The sequence below is a fragment of the Legionella maioricensis genome (assembly GCF_023618015.1).
Lineage (GTDB): Bacteria > Pseudomonadota > Gammaproteobacteria > Legionellales > Legionellaceae > Legionella > Legionella maioricensis.
Genome location: NZ_JAJKBJ010000007.1, coordinates 127,729 through 142,024, shown reverse-complemented (window position 1 = coordinate 142,024; position 14,296 = coordinate 127,729). Strand labels below are relative to the sequence as shown.

The following is a 14,296-nucleotide window of genomic DNA, read 5'->3' as shown; positions in this document are numbered from 1 at the left end:
GAGGTAATAATGAGCAGACAATTAAATGTAGCCATAGTAGGTGCCACTGGTGCTGTTGGGGAAGCTTTTCTAACCGTATTAGCAGAAAGAAATTTTCCTATAAAGACCCTTTATCCCTTGGCCAGTTCTCGCTCTGTAGATAAAACAGTAACTTTTAAAAATCAACAATTAGAAGTGCTGGATTTGGCTGAATTTGATTTTAGCAAAGCGGACATAGCCTTATTTTCTGCTGGTGGTTCCGTATCTAAAGAATATGCTCCTAAGGCAGTTGCTGCGGGTTGCGTGGTTGTTGATAATACCTCCTGTTTTCGTTATGACGACGACATTCCTTTGGTTGTACCTGAGGTGAATCCCCATCGAATTGCCGATTATACCAAAAGAGGCATCATCGCTAATCCTAATTGCTCCACGATTCAGATGGTAGTGGCTTTAAAGCCTTTATATGATGCTGCAGGAATTTCCCGGATTAACGTGGCTACTTACCAGTCCGTTTCTGGAACAGGCAAGAAAGCAATTAGCGAGCTCATTGCTCAAGTGGCGGATCTGTTGAATGGAAGACCTGCAACGACTGAAGTGTATCCTCAGCAAATCGCTTTTAATGCTCTTCCTCACATCGATCAGTTTGAGGACAATGGTTATACCCGCGAAGAAATGAAAATGGTTTGGGAAACGCGTAAGATTATGGAGGATGAAAACATCCTGGTTAATCCAACGGCAGTCCGGATTCCGGTGATTTATGGTCATTCCGAAGCGATTCATGTTGAATTAAAAAAACCAATGACTGCTGAGCAGGCACGTACTCTACTTGCAAAAGCTCCAGGGGTCAAAGTGGTTGATAATATTGGTAAATCAAGCTACCCCACTGTAATCAAAAATGCTATAGGAAAGGATGAAGTATTTGTAGGACGTATTCGGCAAGATATTTCTCATCCCTGTGGTTTAAACTTATGGGTGGTTGCAGATAATATTCGTAAAGGTGCTGCAACGAATGCGGTACAAATTGCTGAAATTCTGCAAAGAGAGTTTTTGTAAGACCTATTTTAGATGTAGTCTGGGTGAAAGCGATTAAGGGCTACCTTGCTAACTCAGGAAACTCATAAGAGGGTAGGTTGGTGCTGAGCGTAGCGAAGCCCAACAGCAGGGCCTATCTGCCAAGATAATGCCATGATTCTAATTTATTGTTGGGCTTCGCTACGCTCAGCACCAACCTACAATATTAATTTGGCTATCCTACCCCGTTATTATTAGAGATGTAGCCCAGCTGCTTGCAGCCGGGATCTGGTTGAAAACCGTAAATTGGCACTCCCGGTTGCAAGTAACCGTGCTACGCATTTGTGGAGCTAAAGAAATGACACAAAGTCCATCAGCTTGTTGTTAATAAAGGAAAGATGTGCATTGTTAATTCTTATTTTTTAGGTATATACTCAATTTATGAGCATAATAAAAGAAAGAGTGCTTCATTGTTTCGTATTATTCTGTTCTCTTTTTATAAATAATGTTCTACTTTCTTTAACCTAAGTTATACTTTAAGTTATAACTGTTGAACTATAGAAAAAAATGGCTAGAAATTATTCTTTATCTGATTTTATTAGCGAACCTGTTTTTTCTGATACTATTTTGTCTTACTCCAATCCGGGAGTTCCGACGAAACGATTCCACTCGCTTAAAAGTGGTGACATTTCTTGGGATGGAATGCTTGATTTAAAAGGCTTTAAAACGGAAGCGGCTCGAGAGACCTTATCTCAATTTATTCAGAAGCAAGCGAAAAATCATGAACGATGTGTACTAATTATTCATGGAAAGGAAAGCACTCATGGTGCACCGCCTTTAGTAAAAAATCTTCTCAATCAATGGTTACCCCAATTTGATGAAGTGTTGGCTTTTCACAGTGCCCAAGCAAAAGATGGCGGATCTGGAGCGCTGTATGTATTACTGAAAAAAGCATCTCATGCTGATTTGCCTACACGCTTGCCCCCTAAAAACCGCGAAAGCTCTTTTTTAGTGGCTGAAACAAAGTCCATGGAAAGAAAAAGGCGCCTTGCTGAACAACAAGGGGAGCGACAATTAGGACCAGTTAAAGCGCGGGAACACTCAGAGGAAGAGATAAAGATGAGTCCGGAAGGAGAGTTGCAAAACAGTATTTTGCAGCATCCTGAATTGGATAGTCAGCGTTTTGATGGAATAGATCCTAATTTAAATCCCGAACCGCCACTGAATACTGAAGCGCGACGGGAATTTGATAATGAGAAAAGAGAACAAGATAAAGAAAAACAATTGCGCCTGGGTAATATGCCTAAATTCACTTCAACACCTACCCCTCGGGGGCCCTAAATGACGATTGCGAATGATATTATCAGTCATCGAATGCCTGAGTTCGAGGCCTACCTGCGCGAAGGGGATTCTCTGGATGACATTGATGAATACGGCTTTACTCCATTAATTGAATGTGCGATCACCCGCCAGGTTAAAATTGCCGAACAATTAATTAATTATAAAGTAGATGTAAACAAACCGGACGTCACGGGACGAACTCCTTTACATTGGGCTGTAGATAATAACGATTTGGATATGACCCGCTTATTATTAACGCATGGCGCCGATGCCAATGCGTATACGCGAAATGGGCTTGCTGTATTAGTTTATCCTGTATTGCGCGGGCAAGACTCCTTAAAACATTTACTCTATCAATTTGGGGCGAAACTTGATTTTGCCCAGGATTTTATTAATGCCAAACTGTTAGGACATCGATTTGAGCTCCAGGGCGATGTGGACATCGTTAATGCCGCGGGAGAATTTATTGAGTTAGATTATGAAGGCTTTATTTTAGAGTTCACAGTTGCTGTCGTGAAGGATTCCTTACGTCGCTTCATCAGCAGTTATTCTACCCGTCATTTAAGAGACTATTTTCCCCTTATCCATACCATCATGGATGCATTCACCGATGCTGCTGAACTTCTGCAATATCAACATCAACCCAGGCTTAATGAGAATCATCTTAAACGGATTGGTGAGCTGTTGAACTCACCCATGTTAATTCTTCCTGCGGCCAGTCGAGGGCATGCACTTTGCTTTGTTCGTTTTCATCAGTGGTGGGCAAAAATTGACCGAGGTGAAAATAGTTTAAAAGAAGGCAGCGCTAATATTTATAGAATAACCAGGCCGGAAGTACTGACTCCCCAATTCATCCAGAATTTTCTTTATAAAAAACAAAACCGGCGTTATTTCCATCACGTAATTAACCAGCAATTAGGTTTATTGCCTATAGCACAGTTACCGATTAAGCCACAGATTAGCGGTAATTGCTCCTGGGCTAATGTTCAAGCCGTAGTTCCTGTTGCTTACGCAATGCAAGAATTAAGTACAGTTGATAATTTTACTCCTGATGTGGCGATGTATGTGCATGATCAGTGGGTCGAATGGGATAAAGACAGAGCTCTTGATGAATGTATTCAACGATTTTACATAGCCAGTCCTGAGCGAAAAGCAAGCATTGTCGCCATGCTGGGCGCGGTTTTGTTTCAAGCGTGTGATCATGGGATGGTACTGCATTTGGAGCGCGCAGAGAAAATACTGAGTATTATGACCTTGCCTGATTATTATTATGTTTTAAAGAGTTATCTGGATGAGTATTGTATTAAACGACTGACTCGGAAAGGCAATAATTTACTTAAGCTGCTTGATGATTGTGGGGTAAATCCCAATATAGGAGTCAACCCCATTGCTACTGGCTTGTAAGTAACTGCCAGGATTAGGTAACTTCCTATCTCCACTGCCATTGACTTAAGAAAAGTTATCCAGAGCGAAATAAACATTATCCAGAGCAAAGCGAAGGATCTGCAAAACGTACCTCATGCCTATTTCAGAAGCTTCCTGGTTGCAGCTCTTCGGGATGACGGGAAAGCAGCTTAAGTCAATGATATTGCTCCCCATCTCCTATACAAGGGGTGGGGAGTTACAAAAGATTAATTTAACTTTGGAAATTCATTTTTAATCTTGTAAAACTGATCCCATTCAAAATCTATATAATCTTTAATTATTTTTTTTATTTCCTCTTGAGCTCCATCTCGGGTAGGAAATTCAGTAGTGAAGTTTATTTGGGGGTTATTGGCTTTTTTGTTTTTAAGACATTCAACATAGCCATATGCTTTATATAAATTGATATAATTCTTTTCAGGTTTAATATCGTAATTTATTTTAAATCCTCTATATATGTATTCTTTCATTTTAAATTCCACTCTCCAAAAGTTGCTTAATTATTGTTTAATTATAGCTTATTTATATCTTTTTGGACTTTCCAGCCATCACCTCAATCTAATGCGGCAATGACTTAAGAAACGTCATTCAGAGCGAAGCGAAGGATTTGCATAATGTGGCTCATGCCTATTTCAGGAGATCCCTCGTCGCAAGCTCCGCGGGATGACGTAAGCAGCTTAAATCAATGGCTGTGCTCCTCACTCCGGGCGAAGCGAGTAGATAAAGACGGGCTAGTTCCTTACTGGCCGCTATGGGTCAGGCTCAACCATCTTAGCCAGCATGCCTACCGTTTAACGCTTAAATAAAAAACAAAAAGAGTCTTTATGATATAATCCTGCCAGTTTTATTATTTAATTGGTAGTTTTATGTCTTGTAGTCAGTTTCATTGTACCGGTTTAATCAAATCCTTTATTTTTTTAGTTTTAGGCTTATCCTTACCAGTTGCCTCTGCATTTGAAGTCCCTATTTATGATTTTTCAATTAAAGCGTACACGCAAAACATCGATGATCACATCTCGTCTGACAGTTCGGATTATTTAACCCCTCTATTAAGACCAGAATATCAAACTGCGCAATTAAAAGAATTTTACAATCACTATTTTTCGAGTGATTCTCAAGGTCTCTCTCCCTGGAGTGAGCAAATGGTCAGATCGTTACTGCCAGTTGTCAAAAAAATTGAACTTGAGATATTGGATGATTTTGATAATCAAAAAGCAGGAGCGAATCGACATTATGCTGAGAACTTTAAAGAACATGATGAAGTTTGGCTCAATCAAATCAAGCAAAATATGGGATTACAAACGCTTGATTCTTTAGAATTTAATGCAGAAAACAAAGCCATTGCCGTAGCAAATACCTTTGTGCGTGCTTTACCTGACGAAGCCCCTGATTTTTTTCATCTCAGTTTGGCGGGACAAGGGTTTCCTTTTGATAACTTGCAAGAATCAGTTATCTGGTCGGGAACACCCCTCTATGTTTTTAGTGTGTCACAAGATAAGTCCTGGACCTTGGTGTTAACACCGGATGCTTATTTTGGTTGGGTAAAAAGCAGTGACGTTGCTTATGCTTCAAGTAGATTTATTAACCAATGGCAAACGGCAGCACAGAAGGGGCTTGTTGCCATCACTCAAACAGGCGTGAGTATTGTTGATAAAAATCAGCATTTTAAGCTTAAAGGGTATATTGGTGCTGTATTTCCCTATGCACAAGAGGATGAGCTTAGGACATTCATCTTCATTCCTGCAAAAAATGAACATCATCAAGCAATCGTTACCATTGGAGCGGTGAGTAAAAAATCAGCTGGCCTAATGCCTCTTGTAGCGTCTAAAAAGAATATGGCCAAGATCATGAGACAGTTGCAGAATCGTCCTTACGGCTGGGGAGGAACTTTCTTTTTTAACGATTGTTCACAAGAAATAAAAAGTATTTTTACTCCATTTGGTATTTGGTTGCCAAGAAATTCGGCTCAGCAAGCGCAATTGAGCTCTGGCTTGGATTTGTCAAAAAATAACATGGATGAACGCATCACCACGTTAAAAGAAAAGGGGCATCCATTAATGACAGTTATTTATATTGGTGGCCACGTCATGCTCTACGTGGGTAATAAAAAAATGGATGATCAGCAATTTGCCCCTATGACTTATCAAAACGTTTGGGGTCTTTCTCCCGAGAGCAGGGACAAGCGTTATGTAATTGGGCAATCACTTTTTTTTCCATTGCTTAAATATTATCCAGAAAATCCAGATGTGAGTTCTCTTGCCAATAAAGCTTATTTTAAGCTGGTTTACCTTGATGAATTGGGGGCTAATGCGACTTCTCCCCAGGCTTTTGCAAAACAATTTACTAAAATCATTTCTGCTGCGGATTTATAATAATGACCCTACATAAAAGAAATAACCTGTTTTACATCTTGGTCGCGTTTTTAGGCCTGATTGCAATTTTTATGATATTTAAATCAGTTAAAAATTCAACGGACAGTTGCCAGATATTGGTGAACTCTGCTTATGGCAACCCTCCTGGTTCTTCCTCTCAAGTGATTGTGGTTCAGTCTTTGGGGGAATCTAAAGCACAGGTGACCGCCTGCCAACGAAAAGGGCGCTCATGGCAGGGCTCATTGATTCCTACTTTTCCTGCCGTTATTGGTAAGGGGGGAATTGCTCCTATCGGAGAGAAAAAAGAAGGAGATTTAAAAACACCTGCCGGTTTATACCCATTGGGTGAGGCTTTTGGTACTGTTCCTTTGTCACTTAAAATGGATTATAAGTACATTACAGCCGATGATAAGTTCATTGATGACGTGACCAGCAACCGTTATAACACTTGGGTTAACGGCAAGACAGAGGCTAAAAGTTATGAGCAGATGTTGATTGAACCTTATAAAATAGGCGTCATAATAAACTACAACATGGATCCCACTATCAAGGGAGCTGGAAGTGCTATTTTTATGCACTTATGGCGTTCAATAAATGTTCCAACTGCCGGATGTGTTGCGATGGAGAAAAAAAATTTGATGGCTCTTCTTCGTTGGCTTGATAAAAAAAAGCATCCTTATATTTATATAACGCGATGATTCAATATGAGGGGATAAACGCCAATTCTTATAATTTTAACTGTTACAACTAAGTACTTTAATCACTCTGTTAGAACTGTTCTATAATTGATTATAAATAATACAGTTGCAGGTTAAAAATGAAAAATATCTGCTGCATTATATTAGTTTGGTGTATTGCTTTCTCCGCCAACGCCGTCGTTAGAATTGGAACGCCGTTTTATGATCCTCCTTATGCCATTAATAACGATCCAATAAATGGAGTTTCTGGATTTGATATTGATTTTATGAAAAAGATTTGCAGTCGTTTAAATTGGGATTGCAAATTCGTTCCCATGAAGTATTTAAAATTATTAACGGCCCTCCAGGAAAACGAAATTGATTTGGCAATGGGGGCTATTGTCATCACTCCCGAAAAACAAAAAAAACTCATTTTTAGCATTCCTTATTTACCCAGTGAGGCCGGTTTTCTTTTGAAGGCAGACTCTCCTATTAATGCGGTGAATCAATTGCAAGGAAAATTAGTGGGGGCTGTGCGTGGCAAAGACTATATTAATTATCTACAGGAACATTTTATAGGACAAATGAACATCATTCCTTATGATGCATTTCAAACTTTAGCACTTGACGTCAACAATGGTAAGGTTGACGCTATTTTTATAAATTACATCACGGCACTTTATTTACAACACCAATTTCCAGAGCGAGTTAAAGTATTAAATGAACATTTTCAGGTTGGAGAGGGGCTGGGGATTGCTGCTATGCCTGCTAATCAGGATCAGATTAACCAAATCAACCAAGTTATCCTGCAATTCCAGTCAGATGGCACTTTTACTGCCTTATATGACTATAATTTTCAATTTTTTATCCCTCAATCTTCGAAATAGAAAGGGGCTCCTGGAACTACTGCCTTTGTAGCCTGGATGGAGCGCAGCGTAATCTGGGATTTCAGTGCTCCGGAATAATGTCTTTCCCGGATTACGCTGCGCTCCATCCAGGCTACGTTTGACACCAATTTAATGAAGGCGACTCCTGGATCTTCTTTATTTTTCTTAAAAAAGAACCATAATAAATATATCCTGTGCTTTTTTTCTCATAACCGCGCTAAAAGGATTGAAATGGACTGCAAAGGAAGTGAAAAATACTATCGTTCTGTCTTTGAACAATCGCCTGAAGGAATATTTATAGCCGATGCGGATGGGCATTTCTTATTAGTTAATCCTCGTTTTTGCGACATGCTGGGCTACAGCAAAGAGGAACTGCTGCAGATGGGTATTAGCGATATTTATAATGAGTCAGGGATGGATTTAAAAGTACAACTCAATGAAAAAAAAGTGATACGTCTTGAACACTTTATGAAACGAAAACATGGAACATCGTTTTATGCCCAATTAAATCTTAAACTTCTTGATGATGGATGCATGCAAGGAATTGCTCATGAAATCAAGATGCGAACAGAGTTAATGTTGCAACTACATGAAAATCAGCAGCGATTTCAACAGCTGACTTCCCACATCCGTGATGTATTTTTTCTGATTGATTTAAGTACCGCTAAATTCCTGTATATCAGCCCCAGTTATGAAGAAATTTGGCAACAATCTATTGACGATCTTATGAAAGATCCGACCGCATGGATGGCTTCTATACATCCTGATGATCAGGAACAAGTAAAGCAATTATACATCCAGCATTTGCATACCGGTAAACTGGAGGCTAATTATCGAATTGTACGTTCTGACAGCACAACACGTTGGATTCATGCGCGCACGTTCCCTATCTATGATGAACATCAATTATTATGTCGCAGCGCAGGGGTGGCAGAAGACATTACTGAGCATATGCAAATGATGCAGGAACGCCTGGAGTATGCTGAATATATGGAGCGTAGTTTGCATGACACGATTGTGGCAATATCCCGGGCAGGGGAATACCGTGATGCATATACTGCCGGTCATCAAAGTAATGTTGCCTATTTATCAGGCGCCATCGCTCACGAATTAAAACTGTCGAAAAATACCATTGAGGGTTTAAAGGTTGCTGCTCAAATCCATGATTTAGGAAAAATTGGCATTCCAATAGGATTGCTGATGAAGCCTGTCAAGTTGAGCTCTATTGAATTTGAACTCATCAAAACTCACGTGCAAATTGGTTATGACATCATAAAAGATATTCATTTTCCCTGGCCAGTTGCTGAAACTGTCCTGCAACATCATGAACGGATAAATGGCAGTGGATATCCTCGCGGACTTAAAGGAGACTCTATCAATATTGAAGCCAGGGTTTTGGCTGTTGCAGACACAATTGATGCCATGTCTTCGCACCGGCCTTATCGAGCGGCATTAGGTCTAACTGCCGCGAGATCTGAAATAAAAAAATGGCGAGGAATTCTCTTTGACCCGGCAGTAGTCGATGCATGCGAAAAACTTTTTCTAGAGAAAAAAATCACTTTATATTCTTAAACCGACTATCTATATGATGCGTGGTATAAAACAGGCCAAGGGGGATTTTGTTCTCCTCACCCCCATCTTGACTTGCATATTAGAGTTGATATCGTAGAACAGAATAAAACGCGATGAATGAGATAAGGTAATCCTGAATGAGCGAATTTTTTCAAATACCTCCCAAGCTGGGCAATCAATACGACGAAGATCGAGTACTCAAATCTTATCTTGAGTGGAAGCTTCCTCGTCATGTTCTCAATGAGATTCAGCCGGAGTTGCGTCGGATGGGGCTGAGGGCGATTACCGATATCTATCATTTAGGCCAAGCTGCGGAGGCGGAACCTCCTCGGCACATTCCTTATGATCCCTGGGGTAGGAGAATAGATTTAATCGAAGTGTCTTCGGCATGGAAAGAGCTTGATAAAATTTCCGCGGAAGAAAAGCTGGTCGCTATAGGCTATGAACGCAAACATGGCGCTTTATCCCGTATTCATCAATTTGCCAAATTATATCTTTTTCACCCTTCTTCAGCGATTTACACCTGCCCCCTTGCCATGACTGATGGGGCAGCTCGCGCACTGGAGCTTTATGGGGACGAAGCGCTGAAGCAAGGCGCTTTGCGCCATTTGATTTCCTCTGATCCAAGCCTGTTCTGGACCTCTGGTCAGTGGATGACAGAACGTACAGGTGGCTCTGATGTAAGTAACACTTCGACGATTGCCATACCTGATGGGTCGCAATTTCGTCTTCACGGTGTCAAATGGTTCACCTCAGCAACGACTTCGCAAATGGCCATGACGCTTGCTCGTATCGAAGGGGCCCCGCAAGGAAGTAAAGGACTCAGTCTTTTTTATCTGAAACTTCGCGATCACGAGGGGAACCTTAATGGCATCCGAATCAATAGATTAAAAGATAAACTAGGTACCCATGCTCTTCCAACAGCAGAACTCACCTTAGAAGGGGCAGCTGCCACCCTGGTTGGTGACTCGGGTGATGGGGTAAAGAAAATTTCTTCATTGTTTAATATTACGCGAATCTACAATGCTTGCTGTGCTGTGGGGTACATGCGTCGGGCCATTGCTCTGGCCCGAGATTATGCCTCCAAGCGAATTGCGTTTGGCCGTCCGCTTTCTGAACATGGACTACATCTTGAAACCTTATCCGATCTGCAAATGGAATTTGAAGCTGCTTTTCATCTGGTATTTCATGCTATTGAGCTCTTGGGGAAAGACGAGCTTGGTGAGACAAGCAAATCAGAATCTGCTGTCTTAAGGATTTTAACGCCGTTGGCTAAGCTTTATACAGCAAAGCAAGCTATTGCTGTGGTTAGTGAAACCCTGGAAGCTTTTGGTGGAGCAGGGTATGTTGAAGATACCGGTCTTCCACGACTGCTTCGTGACACCCAGGTTTTATCCATTTGGGAAGGAACTACTAATATTTTAAGCCTGGATGTTTTACGAGCCATCCGAAAAGAGAATGCAGCAGAACCTCTCTTTCAAGATATTCTGGAGCGACTCAATGGAATTGACTTGCAAGGGCTTGCCTCATCTAAAGAAAGAACCCTGGATGCGGTGATGAGACTTAAAGAGTATATGAACTTGCTGTCGACCATGAGTGAAGAGAGCCAACAGGTTGCTGCGCGCCGTTTAGCGTTTAGCATGTTTCAAACTTATGCGGCTAGCCTACTACTCGAGCATGCTAATTGGAGTGCCCAGAAAGGCAATAATCCATTGCCTTTAATTACAGCCATAAGATGGTGCTGCAAAAATTTGACTCAAGTGCTAAATCCTTCAGAGGTGTATCGCAATGAGTCGCGAATGCTAGGGCTTGATGTAGTGGAGTGATCCAGGTACCTCCCCGAAATTTCTATACATCTTCCGCAAAATCACGGGCTAAATAATTTAACAAGGCAATTATAGCTGTTGTTATGGGGGCAATGAGATACATGCCAAAGCCCGTAGCCATTCCAATAGCTACAGTAGCCCACATGGTGGCTGCGCTGATTGTTCCATAAATCCGTTGTTTGTCCCTAAAAATTAAGCTGGCACCAATAAAACCAACTCCAGTAATCAGTCCGGTAATACCTGACATCACATAGGGATTATTCAAAATGATAAAACCATGGAGCATGACCACCGTAAACAAACACGATCCGGAACAAATGGCGCAATAAATAAGAGCTCCTACGTGGTATTTCTGTCTGTTGGAAATGCCAATAAGTATTCCCAATAAAGAGGCAATAATTACTCTAAATGAAAAAAGAAGTTCAACAGGATAGTCTGAGGCCAGTGCCAGCCCCTTCCATCCAGGAATGTCTGCAGAAAACATCAGGGAGGGCATTAAAGCCATCAATAACAACAATGAAATTCTAGGCATATTTATTCTACCAGGCAGTTGATCCATTACTAAATAATTCCTAAGTCTCGCCGTCGAGAGAATACCGTCATCCTTAACTCCGTGAAGGATCTCCAGACGCCGGCATTAAGCTCATGCTAGGAGATCTCTCACTGCGTTCGAGATGACGTTTTTTGAGATCCAGAAAATCCCGTCATCCTGAACGCAGTGAAGGATCTCCAGATACCGGCATTAGGCTCGTGTTAGGAGATCTCTCACTGCGTTCGAGATGACGTTTTTTGAGATCGAGAAAATTCCGTCATCCTGAACTCCGTGAAGGATCTCCAGATGCCGGCATTAGGCTCGTTTCCGGAGCTCTCTCACTGTGTTCGAGATGACGTTTTTTGAGATCGAGAAAATCCCGTCATCCTGAACGCAGTGAAGGATCTCCAGACGCCGGCATTAGGCTCGTTTCAGGAGATCTCTCTTTGTTCGAAATGAGTTTTACAATATAGTCTGGCTTAACTTTGATATCAAAGCAACACCTGCATTTTGAAATAAAATATCAACGTTAGTGCTGTTTTATGAACAACAACAGCTTAATTTGCAATAAAAATGTCCATTAATGGCTGATTAAAATCTTTTTTTAGATTAAAATCTGCCTTCATGGCTTATGCTTGACTGATGTAACTAGAGAGAGAACTGGTGAAAAAGTATACGTGGATTTTATTTGATGCCGACGAGACTCTGTTTCATTTTGATGCATTTAGTGGTTTAAAACTAATGTTTTCCCATTATGGTGTTGCTTTTACCCAGCAAGATTATGAAGAATATGAAATTATAAACAGGCCTTTATGGGTAGATTATCAAAATGGCTCTATTACTGCTGAGCAATTACAATGTCAACGTTTTAACCTCTGGGCTAATAAACTTCAATGCGCTCCCCAAGACTTAAACAGTGCTTTTATGGCAGCAATGGCGGAAATTTGTACTCCTCTGGAAGGGGCTGTTAGCTTGTTGAATGTTCTAAAAGAGCAAGCTAAATTAGGAATTATTACTAATGGTTTTACTCAATTACAGCAGGTTCGTCTTCAGCGTACGGGGCTTAGAGAGCATTTTGAGCTGATAGTCATCTCAGAAGAAGTGGGTTTTGCCAAACCACATCAGGGTATTTTCGATCATACCCTTGCTATAATGGGGCATCCTGTGCGCGAGCAGGTGTTGATGGTTGGTGATAATCCTGACTCTGATATTTTGGGGGGAATTAATGCCGGGCTGCATACTTGTTGGCTTAACAGGCATAATAAGCCTGTTCCTGAAGGTATAAAACCTCACTATCAAGTTTCTTCTTTGGCTGAATTGGGATATTTATTGGTGGGTAAACGTTATGCCCAGGTTGAAGAACTCTCATCATAGCTAGATGTAGCCTGGGTGAAAGCGAAGCTGTAACCCGGGATTTAATGGCACCGCAACTCGGGTTACGGCTGCGTCTCCACCCAGGCTACATCATTTAATTTGAAACAATAAATTTCCAGTCAACAGGCATTGCTTAATCCAGTGGTTCAATGTCATTAAATCGAACGGCAACTGGATCTTGTACTTTCTGGTTTTGAATATATCCTGCTCGTAAATAGAGATCCCCTTGAGGAGGCGATGCGAATCCTCCCCAAAGAGTGTCTTTAGACTGTTCAATAGTACCCACAACTTGTGTTTTTATGTTCAGAGGCCCCCCGTGAGGCACACCGCAGGGAGCTAACAAACATTCATGAATTCCCATTTCTAGCCAATGATTATCCAAAAATCCGCGGGCTGAACCAGCCCAAACAATGACGCACTCATCGGAAACGGGATGCGTATGTGCTGCAAACAAATCACCTGTGGCGCAACGCGTGAGATGAAAACCACATTGACGCGATCCGTGCCCTGGCCATAAAATAAATCGCATCGGGCTGCCGTTAGCGTTAAATTCTGCCCCTTTAAACATATTAAATAATCCGCCATTTTTTCTTACATCATTTGCTTTTAAATTCCAGGCACGAAGCTCGGAATGAGTCTCTCGATAACGAAGATGATTTATCGGGGACAGTTTACCTGGAGTACTGGCTTTTTTTGCTGCTTCAGCTGCATCGAAATCCATTTTTCCCAGCTCCTCAATATAAAAGCCGGAATCAATATATAAGCTTACCAGGGGCGGAGTAATGGAGCTGACTAAAATGAAATCGTCGCGATTTTGAGTCGCATTTCGGATACCATGCTTGATATTTTCAGGGAAATAGGCGATATCACCAGGTTCAATTTCCACCCATTGATCTCTGAGATATACTTCTCCCTTACCTTGAACACATAACAAGGCTTCCTCAGAAATCTGGTAATTATAAAGAGGACTTTCTAAACCTGGCTTAACCGTGATGACGTGTACGCTTTCAGTTTGAAAACCATTCCCAGGCCACGCGATAAGCCGGGTGGGGAGGTTGTTAATCATTATTTCAATCCCCTCATTAAGATTACCGATGGCGCCACTACTTCGGATTTGAGCATGACTGCGATTTTGAGCTAAGTAATCCTCTTTACTGTCCATGTTATAACTCCCTGTGCAAGAGAAGATGCATCTGTTTGATAAGGCGGGAAAATGGGTATCTTTTTTCTAGAAACTTTTTTCTAGTATAGAGTATCTTTTTGCAGTTTTCTTATTTCAGGAGAATCTGGTTCAAAAATTGGA

12 protein-coding genes are annotated in these 14,296 nt (G+C 41.2%); 9 read left to right on the top strand and 3 right to left on the bottom strand.

From position 1 onward, the window contains the following. Window positions 1-9 precede the first annotated feature (9 nt). The 3 genes from LOX96_RS07905 to ankH all read left to right on the top strand — a co-directional run bounded on the left by LOX96_RS07905 (window position 10) and on the right by ankH (window position 3,735). Window positions 10-1,032, top strand: coding sequence for an aspartate-semialdehyde dehydrogenase (locus tag LOX96_RS07905; protein ID WP_250422166.1), 1,023 nt, complete (start codon window positions 10-12; stop codon window positions 1,030-1,032). Between the two features lie 525 nt (window positions 1,033-1,557). Then, a complete protein-coding gene (locus tag LOX96_RS07900; protein WP_250422167.1) occupies window positions 1,558-2,331 on the top strand; it encodes a Smr/MutS family protein in 774 nt (257 codons plus the stop codon). Then, window positions 2,332-3,735, top strand: a complete 1,404-nt coding sequence (gene ankH, locus LOX96_RS07895; RefSeq protein WP_250422168.1) for a Dot/Icm T4SS effector AnkH/LegA3 — start codon at window positions 2,332-2,334, stop codon at window positions 3,733-3,735. A gap of 227 nt (window positions 3,736-3,962) precedes the next feature. Here ankH and LOX96_RS07890 read toward each other — a convergent pair whose 3' ends face one another. Beyond that, window positions 3,963-4,223, bottom strand: coding sequence for a hypothetical protein (locus LOX96_RS07890; RefSeq protein WP_250422170.1), 261 nt, complete (start codon window positions 4,221-4,223; stop codon window positions 3,963-3,965). A 396-nt stretch (window positions 4,224-4,619) separates the two neighbouring features. Here LOX96_RS07890 and LOX96_RS07885 point away from each other — a divergent pair, with 396 nt between their 5' ends. The 5 genes from LOX96_RS07885 (at window position 4,620) to LOX96_RS07865 (ending at window position 11,087) form a co-directional block, all read left to right on the top strand. After that, window positions 4,620-6,125: an SH3 domain-containing C40 family peptidase gene (locus LOX96_RS07885; RefSeq protein WP_250422171.1), complete on the top strand. Its 1,506-nt coding sequence runs from the start codon at window positions 4,620-4,622 to the stop codon at window positions 6,123-6,125. 2 nt (window positions 6,126-6,127) lie between these two features. After that, window positions 6,128-6,823 carry a L,D-transpeptidase family protein gene (locus tag LOX96_RS07880; RefSeq protein ID WP_250422172.1) on the top strand — a complete coding sequence of 232 codons (696 nt, stop codon included), beginning with the start codon at window positions 6,128-6,130 and terminating at the stop codon, window positions 6,821-6,823. Window positions 6,824-6,942: 119 nt separating this feature from the next. Continuing rightward, window positions 6,943-7,689, top strand: coding sequence for a transporter substrate-binding domain-containing protein (locus LOX96_RS07875; protein WP_250422173.1), 747 nt, complete (start codon window positions 6,943-6,945; stop codon window positions 7,687-7,689). Window positions 7,690-7,920: 231 nt separating this feature from the next. Next, entirely contained in the window at window positions 7,921-9,261 is a 1,341-nt protein-coding gene (locus LOX96_RS07870; protein ID WP_250422174.1) for a PAS domain S-box protein, read from the top strand. Between the two features lie 137 nt (window positions 9,262-9,398). Beyond that, window positions 9,399-11,087 (top strand): acyl-CoA dehydrogenase family protein, encoded by a 1,689-nt coding sequence (locus LOX96_RS07865; protein WP_250422175.1) that lies wholly within the window; start codon window positions 9,399-9,401, stop codon window positions 11,085-11,087. Between the two features lie 22 nt (window positions 11,088-11,109). Here LOX96_RS07865 and LOX96_RS07860 read toward each other — a convergent pair whose 3' ends face one another. Then, entirely contained in the window at window positions 11,110-11,619 is a 510-nt protein-coding gene (locus tag LOX96_RS07860; RefSeq protein WP_250422176.1) for an MgtC/SapB family protein, read from the bottom strand. A gap of 663 nt (window positions 11,620-12,282) precedes the next feature. Between LOX96_RS07860 and yjjG the strand changes: the two genes are divergently transcribed. Further along, a complete protein-coding gene (yjjG, locus tag LOX96_RS07855) occupies window positions 12,283-12,993 on the top strand; it encodes a pyrimidine 5'-nucleotidase (RefSeq protein ID WP_250422178.1) in 711 nt (236 codons plus the stop codon). Between the two features lie 133 nt (window positions 12,994-13,126). Here the strand turns inward: yjjG and LOX96_RS07850 are convergent, their stop codons facing one another. Further along, window positions 13,127-14,155, bottom strand: a complete 1,029-nt coding sequence (locus tag LOX96_RS07850; RefSeq protein ID WP_250422179.1) for a cupin domain-containing protein — start codon at window positions 14,153-14,155, stop codon at window positions 13,127-13,129. Between the last annotated feature and the right edge of the window lie 141 nt (window positions 14,156-14,296).

Bases quoted from the DNA above. Each gene is read 5' to 3' on its own strand.
- LOX96_RS07905 (WP_250422166.1), top strand. From the start codon at position 10: ATGAGCAGACAATTAAATGTAGCCATAGTAGGTGCCACTGGTGCTGTT.
- LOX96_RS07900 (WP_250422167.1), top strand. From the start codon at position 1,558: ATGGCTAGAAATTATTCTTTATCTGATTTTATTAGCGAACCTGTTTTT.
- ankH (WP_250422168.1), top strand. From the start codon at position 2,332: ATGACGATTGCGAATGATATTATCAGTCATCGAATGCCTGAGTTCGAG.
- LOX96_RS07890 (WP_250422170.1), bottom strand. From the start codon at position 4,223: ATGAAAGAATACATATATAGAGGATTTAAAATAAATTACGATATTAAA.
- LOX96_RS07885 (WP_250422171.1), top strand. From the start codon at position 4,620: ATGTCTTGTAGTCAGTTTCATTGTACCGGTTTAATCAAATCCTTTATT.
- LOX96_RS07880 (WP_250422172.1), top strand. From the start codon at position 6,128: ATGACCCTACATAAAAGAAATAACCTGTTTTACATCTTGGTCGCGTTT.
- LOX96_RS07875 (WP_250422173.1), top strand. From the start codon at position 6,943: ATGAAAAATATCTGCTGCATTATATTAGTTTGGTGTATTGCTTTCTCC.
- LOX96_RS07870 (WP_250422174.1), top strand. From the start codon at position 7,921: ATGGACTGCAAAGGAAGTGAAAAATACTATCGTTCTGTCTTTGAACAA.
- LOX96_RS07865 (WP_250422175.1), top strand. From the start codon at position 9,399: ATGAGCGAATTTTTTCAAATACCTCCCAAGCTGGGCAATCAATACGAC.
- LOX96_RS07860 (WP_250422176.1), bottom strand. From the start codon at position 11,619: ATGCCTAGAATTTCATTGTTGTTATTGATGGCTTTAATGCCCTCCCTG.
- LOX96_RS07850 (WP_250422179.1), bottom strand. From the start codon at position 14,155: ATGGACAGTAAAGAGGATTACTTAGCTCAAAATCGCAGTCATGCTCAA.